Annotated in this window: 10 protein-coding genes; 4 read left to right on the forward strand and 6 right to left on the reverse strand. The window is 64.6% G+C overall.

Annotated elements, in window-relative coordinates; all coding sequences use genetic code 11:
• The first annotated feature begins 51 nt into the window (after positions 1-51).
• The 3 genes from folB to E5E96_RS04735 all read left to right on the forward strand — a co-directional run bounded on the left by folB (position 52) and on the right by E5E96_RS04735 (position 1536).
• Positions 52-423 (forward strand): dihydroneopterin aldolase, encoded by a 372-nt coding sequence (gene folB / locus E5E96_RS04725; protein WP_011707547.1) that lies wholly within the window; start codon positions 52-54, stop codon positions 421-423.
• On the forward strand, positions 423-932 hold the full coding sequence (gene folK, locus E5E96_RS04730) for a 2-amino-4-hydroxy-6-hydroxymethyldihydropteridine diphosphokinase (RefSeq protein ID WP_011707548.1): 510 nt from the start codon (positions 423-425) through the stop codon (positions 930-932). The genes folB and folK overlap by 1 nt, the downstream gene beginning before the upstream one ends.
• Before the next feature lie 121 nt (positions 933-1053).
• On the forward strand, positions 1054-1536 hold the full coding sequence (locus tag E5E96_RS04735) for a YbaK/EbsC family protein (RefSeq protein ID WP_106551659.1): 483 nt from the start codon (positions 1054-1056) through the stop codon (positions 1534-1536).
• A 9-nt stretch (positions 1537-1545) separates the two neighbouring features.
• Here E5E96_RS04735 and mdtD read toward each other — a convergent pair whose 3' ends face one another.
• The 4 genes from mdtD to E5E96_RS04755 form a co-directional block, all read right to left on the reverse strand.
• Positions 1546-2934 carry a multidrug transporter subunit MdtD gene (gene mdtD, locus E5E96_RS04740; RefSeq protein WP_029302083.1) on the reverse strand — a complete coding sequence of 463 codons (1389 nt, stop codon included), beginning with the start codon at positions 2932-2934 and terminating at the stop codon, positions 1546-1548.
• A 61-nt stretch (positions 2935-2995) separates the two neighbouring features.
• The gene (locus E5E96_RS04745) at positions 2996-4123 is read right to left on the reverse strand and encodes a GTP-binding protein (protein WP_045788914.1); all 1128 of its coding nucleotides are present in this window, start codon (positions 4121-4123) and stop codon (positions 2996-2998) included.
• Between the two features lie 9 nt (positions 4124-4132).
• Positions 4133-5527, reverse strand: coding sequence for a D-arabinono-1,4-lactone oxidase (locus E5E96_RS04750; protein WP_171281651.1), 1395 nt, complete (start codon positions 5525-5527; stop codon positions 4133-4135).
• A gap of 123 nt (positions 5528-5650) precedes the next feature.
• Positions 5651-6268 (reverse strand): LysE family translocator, encoded by a 618-nt coding sequence (locus E5E96_RS04755; protein WP_171281652.1) that lies wholly within the window; start codon positions 6266-6268, stop codon positions 5651-5653.
• A 76-nt stretch (positions 6269-6344) separates the two neighbouring features.
• Between E5E96_RS04755 and E5E96_RS04760 the strand changes: the two genes are divergently transcribed.
• Positions 6345-7253 (forward strand): LysR substrate-binding domain-containing protein, encoded by a 909-nt coding sequence (locus E5E96_RS04760; protein ID WP_171281653.1) that lies wholly within the window; start codon positions 6345-6347, stop codon positions 7251-7253.
• A 4-nt stretch (positions 7254-7257) separates the two neighbouring features.
• Here the strand turns inward: E5E96_RS04760 and E5E96_RS04765 are convergent, their stop codons facing one another.
• Both E5E96_RS04765 and acnB read right to left on the reverse strand, forming a co-directional pair.
• Positions 7258-8826: a cyclic diguanylate phosphodiesterase gene (locus E5E96_RS04765; RefSeq protein WP_171281654.1), complete on the reverse strand. Its 1569-nt coding sequence runs from the start codon at positions 8824-8826 to the stop codon at positions 7258-7260.
• A gap of 164 nt (positions 8827-8990) precedes the next feature.
• Positions 8991-11588 carry a bifunctional aconitate hydratase 2/2-methylisocitrate dehydratase gene (gene acnB, locus E5E96_RS04770; RefSeq protein ID WP_171281655.1) on the reverse strand — a complete coding sequence of 866 codons (2598 nt, stop codon included), beginning with the start codon at positions 11586-11588 and terminating at the stop codon, positions 8991-8993.
• Between the last annotated feature and the right edge of the window lie 3 nt (positions 11589-11591).

An 11591-nucleotide genomic window follows, 5' to 3' on the forward strand; every position in this document is an offset into this window, starting at 1 on the left:
CATCCCTGCGCTGTCATCACAGCCCATCAAGAGTAAAGAAGAAGTACTGTCATGGACAAGGTGTTTATTCGCGGACTCGAGGTTTTGACCACTATCGGTGTATACGAGTGGGAGAAAGGCATTCGCCAGAAGCTCTGTTTCGACCTCGAGATGGGGTTCGACAACCGCCCCGCCGCCGCAACCGACGATATCAAGCTGGCACTGGATTACGCCACCCTCTCTCGCAAGATCTGTGATCACGCCTCCAGCAAGGTGGTGGAGCTGGTCGAAACCATGGCCGAACAGGTCGCCATGCTGGTGCTGGCCGACGAACGGGTGCAGTGGGTCAAGGTCACCCTGACCAAACCGGGCGCCGTCCCCAATGCCGCCGGTGTCGGCGTCGAGATCCTGCGTCACCGCACCCCGGCCGCGAGCGCCAACTGATGACCCGCATCTATATCAGCCTGGGTTCCAACATCGAGCGGGAGCGTCATATCCGCGCCGGCCTCGATGCGCTGCAGGCCGAGTTTGGCGAGCTGCAGGTCTCCCGGGTGTTCGAGAGCGAGGCGGTGGGCTTCAACGGCCGCCCCTTCTACAACCTGGTGGTGGGCGCCGATACCGAGCTGCCGCTGGCGACCCTGTGCCAGCGACTGCGCGCCATGGAGTTTGCCCACGGCCGCGAGCCGGACGCCAAGAAGTTCGCCCCGCGCACCCTGGACCTCGATCTGCTGCTCTATGGCGAGCTGGTCTGCGAGACACCGCTGGTACTGCCGCGCGGCGAGATCCTCAGCAACGCCTTCGTGCTCTGGCCGCTGGCCGAACTGGCCCCTGCCCTGCGCCATCCGCTGGATGGCCGTACTCTCGGGGAGCTGTGGGAGCGTTACGACAAGGCTTCCCAACGGCTCTGCCCCATCCCCTTTCACTGGGCAGCGGGCGAATTGCAGCACCACTGAACGACAAGGGCACCTCGCGGTGCCCTTGTCGTTGATGGACGGAGCTGATAACGGATAAGAAACCGTGATTGGGCCTGCGCCGGTGCAAGTGGCAGGATGGCCGCCATCACAGGAGAACCCCATGCCACTCGATACCATTCACGACTTCAACTGCCGGCTGCTGGCCGGGCTGCCCCACCAGCGCTTCGAGCACGAGCCCATCCTCGACTACGCCACCGATGAAAAGGTGAGAGCCCGCCTCGGCTGGCAGGCCGAGTTCAGCAAGACCCTGTTTCTCAAGTTCAAGGATGGCCGCTTCGCCCTGTTGCTGACCCACAGGGACGGCCGGCTCGACAACAAGGCGGTCAAGGCGGCGCTCGGCGCCAAGCCCTCCATCTGCACCGCCGACGAGATGCAGGCCGAGATCGGTTGCCTGCCGGGCGCGGTCTGCCCCTTCCTGCCCCGCGCCGACATCCCGCTGCTGGTGGATCCCACTCTCATGACCCACCACGCCTTTACCTGGACCCCGGGCCACCCCGAGCAGACCTTCCTGCTGGAAACCGCCCACCTGGCCGGGCTGCTGACCCAGCTGCCCTGCCAGGTGAGCTACCTGCCGGCCCCCTGAGCCTGCGGCTCAGCGCTTGTCCCGCGCCAGCTGGGCAAAGATCAGCGCCGCCAGCATCGACATCAGGCCGATACAGAGGTAGGTGAGGTGAAAACCTCCCAACCACTGGCCATCCGCCGCCGACGAGCCGGCAGAGAAGAGCCCCAGCAGGCTGGCGGCGATGGCCACCCCCAGGCTCATGGAGAGCTGCATCACCACCGACAGCAGGCCGTTGCCGCTGCTGGCAAACTCCGGGCTGAGATCCTGCAGGGTCAGGGTGTTCATGGCGGAGAACTGCAGCGAGTTGATGGCGCCGAACACCATCAGCCAGCCCAGCAGCACCCCGTAGGGGAGCTGGTTGTCGATGAGGGAGAAGCTGGCGATCATCACCCCGAGCGCCAGGGTGTTGCCGATCAGGATGCGGCGATAGCCGATGCGCGGAATGAGCTTGTTCACCAGCGTCTTGGTCAGCATGGCCCCCAGCACGGTGGGGATCATGGTCATCCCCGCCTTGCTCGGCGAGAAGCCGAGCCCCAGTTGCAGAAACAGCGGGGTAAGAAACGGCATGGCGCCGCTGCCGAGCCGGGCAAACAGGTTGCCCCAGATGCCGATGGCGAAGGTGCTGGTCTTGAACAACCCCAACCCGAACAGCGGCTCCTCGGCATTGGCAGCGTAGAGCCAGTAGCTCGCCATCGCCGCCAGCCCGAACAGCAGGGCAAACAGCGCCCAGCCGGTGGAGATGCTGTGCTCCCCCAGCCCCTGCAGGCCCACCGACACCAGCACCATGCCGGCGCTGAACATCACGAACCCCTGCCAGTCGAACTTGGCCGTGCTCTGGCGCAGATCCGGCATGAAGTACCAGCTGGCGATAAAGCCGAGCAACCCCACCGGCAGGTTGATGAGAAACACCCAGTGCCAGCTCGCCACTTCCACCAGCCAGCCCCCCAGCGCCGGGCCGATCAGCGGCCCCACCAGGCCGGGGATGGTGACGAACGACATCACCCGCAGCAGCTCGTGCTTGCTGTAGACCCGCAGCACCGCCAGCCTGCCCACCGGCATCAGCAAGGCGCCACCGATCCCCTGCAGCACCCGCGCCGCCACCAGCAGCGGCAGGGAGTTGGCGGCCGCGCAGGCCAAAGACCCCAAGGTGAACAGCAGGATGGCGGCCAGATAGATGCGGCGGGTGCCGAATCGGTCCGCCAGCCAGCCAGAGGCGGGAATGAGCAGCGCCACCGTCAGCATGTAGGCGATGATCACCGACTGCATCTGCAGCGGGCTCTCGCCCAGGGTCTCGGCCATGCTCGGCAGGGCGGTGTTGAGGATGGTGCCATCCAGCGTCTGCATGAAGAAACCGACCGCCGTGAGCGGCGGCAGCCATTTGCGCTGGGCAGGGGTCACCATGTGTGTGCTATCGGGCATCTGCAGCCACCTCCTCTTCAGACAAAAAAAGACCCGCGCAAGCGCGGGTCATCTCATTACATCAGGCATCAGGCTGGCCGAGCATGGCTCTGAGCTGCTCTTCCAGGCTGGGCTCGGGCGCCTTGAGCGTATCAAGGAACAGCCGCTCTATGCCCGCCTTGTCCTGACTCTTCACGATGAACACCAGCCGGGACTGGGCCTTGCCTTCCGGCCACTCTCCCAGCGCCTGCAGCGGATAGAGCTGGCCATGGACGCCGTGGATCACCACCGGCTGGCTCTCCCCCTCCAGCTGCAATATGCCCTTGAGCCGCAGCAGCGCATCGCCGTATTGCGCCTGCACCGCGTCGATGGCGGCCAGCAGGCGGGACGGCTTGAGCGGCTCGCCGATGCGCAGGGCGAAACTCTCGATGTTGCCGTGCTCGAAGTGGGTCGGCGCGGCCGTGCCCACCTTGGCGGCGAACGGCTTCATCTTCGGCTGCATCGGCGAGGCCAGCCCCTGTTTCGGGGCTTCGGTGCGCAGCCAGGCCAGCAGCTGGCGAACGTCGCGCCCGGCCGCCTCGTTGTAGGCCCCCAGCTTCTCCAGCACGGCGGGCGAGAGCACCCCGTTGCTGACCCGCTCGATGGGGGCCGCCGGATTGAGGGCCGCCAGCTGGGCTTCGACCCGCTCCAGCTGCTCGCCATCCACCAGGTCGCCCTTGCTCACTACCAGCAGATCCGCCAGCGCCACCTGTTTCACCGCTTCATACTGAGCCGCCAGCTGTTGCTCGATATGGCCGGCATCCACCACGGTGACGGTGCCGTCGAAACGGTAACGCTGGGCGATAAAGCCCTCCTCCCTCAACGTGAACAGCACGGGGGCCGGATCGGCGAGGCCAGTGGTCTCGATGATGAGTCGCTTGAATGGTTTGATCTTGCGCTGAATGGCCTTCATAAACAGCCCCTGCAGCGCCTCCACCAGTGAGCCCTGCACCGAGCAGCAGATGCAGCCGGAATCGAGCAGCACCACCTGCTCGTCCACCTGCTGCACCAGGTGGTGATCCAGCCCTACCGAGCCGAACTCGTTGATCAGCACCGCGCATTCGCCAAGCTCGGGCTGCTTGACCCAGTGGTTGAGCAAGGTGGTCTTGCCGCTGCCGAGAAAGCCGGTCAGCAGGGTCACAGGGATACGAGTATCTTGCATATCGGTCATGTCAGATCCTTACCGGTTGGCAAACAGGTCGGCGAGCCAGCGGTTTTCGAAGCGGCCGTGGGGGTCGAGCTCGCCCTTGAGGGCCAGGAAGTCGTGCCAGCGCGGCAGCAGCGCCGGGAAGTCATAGAGATCCATCGCCAGGTGCTTGCCGAAGTGCGGGATGCCGCCAAGCGGCACCAGCAGTTGCTGCAGCTCGCGCATCTGCTCCATGGAGCCGTTGACGAAGGTGCCGTCCGCCGCCAGATAGACCAGGAACCCGATCCAGCAGACCGACTGATCATAGGCGGCGCTGAGCCACGCCTCGGAAGGGCCAGTACAGCGCAGGATAAAGGGGTAGTGCAACACGCCCGGATTGGCCTGCTGCCACGCTTGCAGAGTCTCCAGCGCCTCGTTCATGCGATGAAGCGGCACCGCCACTTCGCAGTTGATCTGGGGCGCCGGTATCCCCTTGCAGAGGATCTGATAGACGTTGCCCACCAGATCGGAGGCATCCTTGAAGCGACGCACCGTCTCGAAGTGCTCGCCGGCCAGCGCCTCATCCTTGGTATCTTTCGCCATCTTCTGCAGAGTCGCATCTATGGTGGCATTCATGCGGGCGTCGATATCGCCATCCAGCAGCAGCGGCTCGCTGCCACCGGCGCGGTAGCGGGCCACCTCCTCCTCGGAGGCCGGGTCCACCAGCCAGATGTGGCTCTCGCCGGTCCAGGCGAACCACCAGCTCTTCACAAAGGCGTGCTCGCGGTTGAGCCGCTCATTGTGCGCCAGCAGGAAGGGATAGTCGGTGGTGAACTTGGTGCAGCGCATGATGCGATTCGGCACGGTCTGCAGGGTGACCTCGAGCAGGATGCCGAGCATCCCCATGCCCATCACGAAGGCGCCGAAGCGCGAGTCGGTGCGATCCACCCGGATGATGTCGCCACTGGCCAGCATGACCGTCATGGCCGCCACCGCATCGCACAGGGCGGACTGGTGCAGCCCCTGGCCGTGGGTGCCGGTGCTGAGCGCACCGCCCAGGGTCTGGATGCCGATGACGCCGGGGGACGCAGGCAGCATCCGCTCCATGGCGATGAGATCGGCGTAGACGGTGTCGAGCGGGGTGCCCGCCTGGTAGGTGACGGTGTCGGCGGTCTGCGCCAACTGGCCACGCAGGTGGTGCAAGTCCACCAGCAGCGCCTGGCTGCCCTCGGCATAGACGCTGTGGATGGGTTCGAAGGAGAGGCCGGAACCGATGAGGCGCAGCTTGCGCTCGGGGTTTTCCCGCAGCAGTTGCTGCAGTTCGTCGCGATTCTTCGGACGCCACACCTGCTCCAGTGCGCCGAGCGGATTGGTCCTGGACCAGTTGAACAGCACCTCCCGCTGACCTATCGCCTTGATGCTGTGAAATGCCTGGAACCTGACCGTCATACCGCCCCTCATCTTTATTGACGTCAAAATGAGCGCCAATTCTACCGAAAAGCGGGGCGCAAGGCATGAAAAACAAGCCCCTACAGTCGAGGGTGGATAGGGGTGATCGCCTCTCCCCTCACCTCAGCGCGTCTGCTGGGTCAGTGCCAGCAGCATGCCGAATCCCACCAGCAGCCCGCCAAACACCCGATCGATCCAGTGGCGCACCGCCAGCAGCCGACCCCGTACCGAGTCAGTGGAGAAGAAGATCGCCACCGCGCTGAACCAGACGGCGTGGGCCAGCACGATGAAGGCGCCGTAACCGAGCTGGACCGCCAGCGGTGTCTGCGGTTGCACTACCTGCATGAACAGGCTGACGATGAAGATGGTGGTCTTGGGGTTGAGCACATTGGTCAGAAAACCGGTGCGCAGCGCCCCCATGCTGGAGAGAGCGGGCTGCTCGGCCAGCACCTCGGCGGTCACCGGTTTGGCCCGCAGCATCTTGATGCCGAGGAAGATAAGGTAGGCGGCCCCCGCCAGCTTGATGAGATTGAACAGCCAGAGCGACTGCTGGATCAGCAATCCCACCCCGAGCAGGGTGTAGGTGACGTGCACGCAGACCCCGGCGCCGATGCCGAGCGCCGTCAGCACCCCGCTGCGGCGCGAGAGCAGCAGGCTGTTACGTGACACCATGGCGAAGTCGGGCCCCGGGCTGATGACGGCAAAGAAGGTAATGGCTACTACGGCTAACAGTTCGGTCATGAAAATAGTCCTGATTACATGGAATATCGGCTATTTTATTTGGCCATAGCGCCAATAACGAACGATAACTTCTGACATGAACGGTGAGAATGATTCACAGAAAAGCCTGTCGCTGCCGGCCCTGACCGCGCTGCGCTGTTTCGAGGTGGCAGCCCGTACCGAGCACTTCAGCCGCGCCGCCGACGAACTGCACCTCACCCACGGCGCGGTCAGCCGGGCGGTACGCCTGCTGGAAGAGGATCTCGGGGTCATGCTGTTCGAGCGGCGTCAGCGCCGGGTCTTTCTGACCGAGGCGGGGGAGCGGCTCTATCAGGCTGTCAGGGAGGGGCTGGGCGGTATCCGCCAGACGGCGCAGGCGCTGCGCCGGCAGGGGCGGCCGTCGTCGCTGGTCATCTCCTGCGAGCCAACCCTGCTGATGCGCTGGCTGATCCCGCGCTGGCCCGCCTTCCAGGCCCTGTATCCCGAGCTGGACGTGCACCTGATGGCCGGTGGCGGCGCTCTCAGCTTCGGCAGCGGCATCGATCTCGCCATCCGGCGCAACGACTTTCAGTGGCCGGCCGAGCTCTACAGCCAGCCGCTGTTCGAGGAGCTGACCGGGCCGGTCTGCCAGCCGGGCAAGGTGGCACAGTTCTTCGAGACGGGGGCCAACGGTCCGGCCCTGCGCCCTGCTGCCCCCCGCCTGCACACCAAGACCCGGCCGGGAGCCTGGCAGGAGTGGTTGCAGCACGCCGGCCAGTCCGCCGGCGAGGAGGCGCCGGGGCAAACCTTCGAGCACTTCTACTTCAGCCTGCAGGCGGCCGTCGCCGGGTTGGGGGTCGCCATCGGCCCCTACCGGCAGGTGTGCGACGACATCGAGGCCGGCCTGCTGGTGGCGCCGCTCGGCTTTTGTCCCGACGGCACCGGCTACCACCTGCTCGCCCCCACCCAGCCCGCTCCCGGCAGTGCCCACGCCAGACTGGCGGAGTGGCTGCAATCCCTCACCTGATGGCTCAGGCCAAGACCGCAGGCGTCGCGGGCTCGGCCTGCGACTGGTCCAACACAGCCTGAAAGTCGCGCAGCGGCAGCGGGCGGCCAAACAGATAGCCCTGCAGGTAGTCGACGCCCTTGCTTCTCAGGTAGTCGGCCTGCTGGCGCGTCTCCACCCCCTCGGCAACCAGCGCGAGGCCGAGCCGGGTCCCCAGATCGATCACGTTGTCGACTATGTGCTCGGACAGGGATTCAGTGCCGATCCTGCCGATAAACGACTGATCTATCTTGAGATAGTCCACATGGAACTGCTGCAGGTAGTGCAGGCTGGAGTGGCCGGTGCCAAAATCGTCCATGGCCAGCCTGACCCCCATCTCGTCGAGCTGGCGAAACAGCGCCAGGGTCTGGGGATCCGCCACCAGCAGCTCCCGCTCGGTCAGCTCCAGCACCAGTACCACCTGGCCCGGCGCGAAGTGATCGAGGAAGCGCCGGCACTCGGCAAGCAGCGCCATGTCGCGGCAGTGGGCGGCACTGATGTTGAAGCTGATGTGAAACCCGTCGGGCACCAGGTCGCGCTCCATGCTCAGCTCGCGGGCCACCTCCTCCATCAGCAGGCTGGTCATCGGCACGATCAGACCGCTCGCCTCCGCCTGGGGAATGAAGAGATCGGGGCGGATCAGCCCAGCCGTCGGGTGCTGCCAGCGCATCAACACCTCGGCCCCCATCACCCGCTCGCTCCCCGCCGCCACCAGCGGTTGCAAATAGGGCACAAACTCCCGATTGCGCAGGGCGCGAGCCAGCTCCACCACGGGAGAGCGGGGCCGTCCCAGCAACCACCAGATGAGCAGGGCAAAGCCGAAGCAGAGCCCAAACAGCACCATAATGGCCCACTGCCGGGCCTGCCACAGGGAGGACCAGAGCGAGGGGATCTCGTGTCCGGCATAAATCGAGAGCGGGTAACGGTCGGAACGGACTTCATGGCTGGCCAGGGTTGGCAACGGCTGACCCCCTTCACTCAGCACGCCCCGCTCATCCAGCCACTGCTTGCCTACGTGCAGCAGCAAGGTACAGGGCCGCCCGCTCAGCACCAGCATGAAGCGCAGGTAATCGCCGTCTATGGTACTGAAGGCGGCCCCCCTGCCCTCGCTGTCACGCAGCACCAGCAGGGGATGATCGGCCCGCACCTGATTGCCCGCCAGCAGCCGCCCGTCGCTGTAACTCTCGGCCCGATCCGGCCACTGGATGGCGCCAAACAGCGAGTTGCAGTAGATCCCCTGCTCCCCCACCAGGTTGACGGTACGCACGAAGGGCACCAGCGCCACCTGCTGACGCAGGGTGAACAGGGCCTGTTCGCACGGCTGTTCGACCAAGGGCAGCAAGGTACGGTTGGCGCTCTCGGCGTGGGCCAGCATGGTCTCCATCAGGGTGACCGCCTGCCGGGCCGAGCGCTCTGACTGACGATCCAGCATCTGCAGGTGACCGTTGTAGAGCATCCACAACCCGAGTGCGAGGGGCAGCGTGAACAGCAGCAGGGTACACCCCAGACGCAGCCAGGGACGGGAGAAATCCAGGTTGGACAGTGATATCGGCATAGCGGGACCAGACAGCAAACATGGCCGCCCACCTTAACAGCCGATGCTGAATCGGGCCCTAATGAGAGCAAAAAACGAGCAACAACTGATGGGGATGCAAACAAAAGCCCCGGCACGGGCCGGGGCTTTGCATCAGCACGGGAGCGCCATGGTGACGCCGACCCTTATACCGCTTGCTGCAGGATCACCGCATCGGCCTTCTTGGTGTAGGAGGCGATCTCGTTGAAGTTGAGGTAGCGATAGGTGTCGGCCGCAGTGGCGTCCAGGGTCTTGGCGTACTGCAGGTACTCGGCCACGGTCGGGATCTTGCCGATGATGGCGGCAACCGCAGCCAGCTCGGCAGAAGCCAGATAGACGTTGGCCCCCTTGCCCAGACGGTTCGGGAAGTTACGGGTGGAGGTGGAGACCACGGAGGCCCCTTCCGCTACCCGCGCCTGGTTGCCCATGCAGAGGGAACAGCCCGGGATCTCGATGCGGGCACCGACCCGGCCGAAGATGCCGTAGTAGCCCTCTTCGGTCAGCTGATCCTTGTCCATCTTGGTGGGCGGCGCGATCCACATGCGGGTTGGCAGCTCGCCCTGATACTTCTCGAGCAGTTTGCCAGCGGCGCGGAAGTGGCCGATGTTGGTCATGCAGGAACCGATGAACACCTCGTCGATCTTGTCGCCAGCCACGTCGCTCAGCAGGCGGGCATCGTCCGGATCATTCGGCGCACAGAGGATCGGCTCCTTGATGGTGGCCAGATCGATCTCGATGATTTCGGCGTACTCGGCATCCTTGTCCGCTTCCATCAGCACCGGGTTGGCCAGCCACTCTTCCATCCCCTTGATGCGGCGGGTAATGGTGCGCACGTCGCCGTAGCCTTCGGACAGCATCCATTTCAGCATCACGATGTTGGACTTCAGATACTCGATGATCGGCTCTTTATCCAGCTTGATGGTGCAACCGGCGGCGGAGCGCTCGGCGCTGGCGTCGGCCAGCTCGAACGCCTGCTCCACCTTCAGGGTCGGCAGACCTTCGATCTCGAGGATGCGGCCGGAGAAGATGTTCTTCTTGCCCGCTTTCTCGACGGTCAGCAGCCCTTTCTGGATGGCGGCGTAGGGGATGGCATGGACCAGGTCACGCAAGGTGATGCCCGGCTGCAATTCGCCCTTGAAGCGCACCAGCACGGATTCCGGCATGTCCAGCGGCATCACGCCAGTGGCGGCGGCGAAAGCCACCAGACCGGAGCCCGCCGGGAAGGAGATGCCGATGGGGAAACGGGTGTGGGAGTCACCGCCGGTACCCACGGTATCCGGCAGCAGCATGCGGTTCAGCCAGGAGTGGATAACGCCGTCACCCGGACGCAGAGAGACACCGCCGCGGTTCATGATGAAGTCCGGCAGGGTGTGATGAGTCTGCACGTCGATAGGCTTGGGATAGGCCGCGGTGTGGCAGAAAGACTGCATGGTCAGGTCGGCAGAGAAGCCGAGGCAGGCCAAATCTTTCAGTTCGTCGCGGGTCATCGGGCCCGTGGTGTCCTGGGAGCCGACCGTGGTCATCTTGGGCTCGCAGTAGGTACCGGGGCGAATGCCCTGCACGCCGCACGCCTTGCCCACCATCTTCTGGGCCAGGGTGAAGCCTTTGCCGGTATCGGCCACCGGCTGTGGACGGCGGAACACGGTGGAGAACGGCAGACCCAGCGCTTCGCGGGCCTTGTCGGTCAGGCCGCGGCCGATGATCAGCGGAATACGGCCACCGGCGCGCACTTCGTCGATCAGCACGTCGGTTTTCAGTTCAAACTGCGCCAGCACCTGGTCGGTGCCGTGCTTGCAGATCTTGCCGGCAAACGGGTAGATGTCGATCACATCGCCCATCTCCAGCTTGGAGACGTCCACTTCGATGGGCAGGGCGCCAGCATCTTCCATGGTGTTGAAGAAGATCGGGGCAATCTTGCCGCCGAGACAGACACCACCGGCGCGCTTGTTCGGCACGTGCGGAATGTCGTCGCCCATGAACCAGAGCACCGAGTTGGTGGCGGATTTGCGGGAAGAACCGGTACCGACCACGTCACCCACGTAAGCCAGCGGGAAACCTTTCTCTTTCAGGGCATCGATGGTCTTGATGGGGCCGATGACGCCATCCTTGTCCGGGGTGATGCCGGGACGGGCGTTCTTCAGCATGGCCAGCGCGTGCAGCGGAATGTCCGGGCGGGACCAGGCGTCCGGCGCCGGCGACAGATCGTCGGTGTTGGTTTCGCCGGTCACCTTGAACACGGTGACGGTGATCTTCTCGGCCAGTTCAGGGCGAGAGAGGAACCACTCGGCGTCGGCCCAGGATTGCATCACCTGCTTGGCGTGGGCATTGCCCGCCTTGGCCTTCTCTTCCACGTCGTGGAAGGAGTCGAACATCAGCAGGGTATGGGAGAGGCCCTTGGCGGCAAGAGGAGCCAGGGTCGCGTGGTCCAGCAGGTCGATCAGCGGCTGAATGTTGTAACCACCCTGCATGGTGCCCAGCAGCTCGACGGCTTCGGCAGCGCTCAGGATGGGAGAGTGGGCTTCGCCCTTGGCGACGGCGGTGAGGAAGCCGGCTTTGACATAGGCCGCTTCATCAACACCAGGGGGAATACGGGAGGACAACAGCTCTTTCAGAAAGTCTTGTTCGCCGGCGGGCGGGTTCTTGAGTAGCTCAACCAGGGCGGCGACCTGCTCTGCGTCCAGAGGTTTGGCAACCACGCCTTCGGCGGCACGTTCTGCGACGTGTTTACGGTATGTTTCAAGCACGAC

This window comes from Aeromonas sp. 1805 (assembly GCF_013085525.1).
In the GTDB taxonomy this organism is placed as follows: Bacteria; Pseudomonadota; Gammaproteobacteria; order Enterobacterales; family Aeromonadaceae; genus Aeromonas; species Aeromonas hydrophila.